The organism is Ciceribacter sp. L1K22 (genome assembly GCF_017599385.1).
GTDB lineage: Bacteria > Pseudomonadota > Alphaproteobacteria > Rhizobiales > Rhizobiaceae > Allorhizobium.
Map to the genome: position 1 here is coordinate 1 of NZ_JAGFPK010000011.1, position 444 is coordinate 444.

Consider the following 444-nt stretch of genomic DNA (forward strand, 5'->3'; position numbering starts at 1 on the left):
ATGGCGACGGCGATGGCGGCACCTTCGTCACGGTCGCGCAGACCGGCAACGAACAGGCCGTCGCCCGGGCGCTCGACAGCCTGGAGCAATCCGGTCCGTCGCTTTCCCTCTACAACAGCCTTCTCCTGATGAATGCCGAGAATGCCCGCAAGACCTTCCGCCAGCTCTCCGGCGAGGTGCATTCCTCGACGACCCCGTTGCTGACGACCGGCACGCAGGCGATGAACAGCATGCTCAACACCCGCATGCGCGGTCTCTCCGGCGGTTCGGTCGAGCAGTCGGCGGGCGCGGCGACCGCTTACGGGCCGGAGGAGACCAATGCGGCGGCCGAGCGCTTCTCAGCCTTCGACGGCGAGACCGGGTTCGATGCCGGCCGCTTCGGCTTCTGGGCCAGCGGCTTCGGCGCGCGCGGCAGCATCGACGGCTCCGGCGGCACCGCCAGCA

General features: G+C 69.4%; 1 pseudogene. It reads left to right on the plus strand.

Features of this window, described 5'->3' with window-relative positions:
* A pseudogene (locus J5J09_RS22550) lies at positions 1-444 on the plus strand (hypothetical protein); the annotation flags it as partial.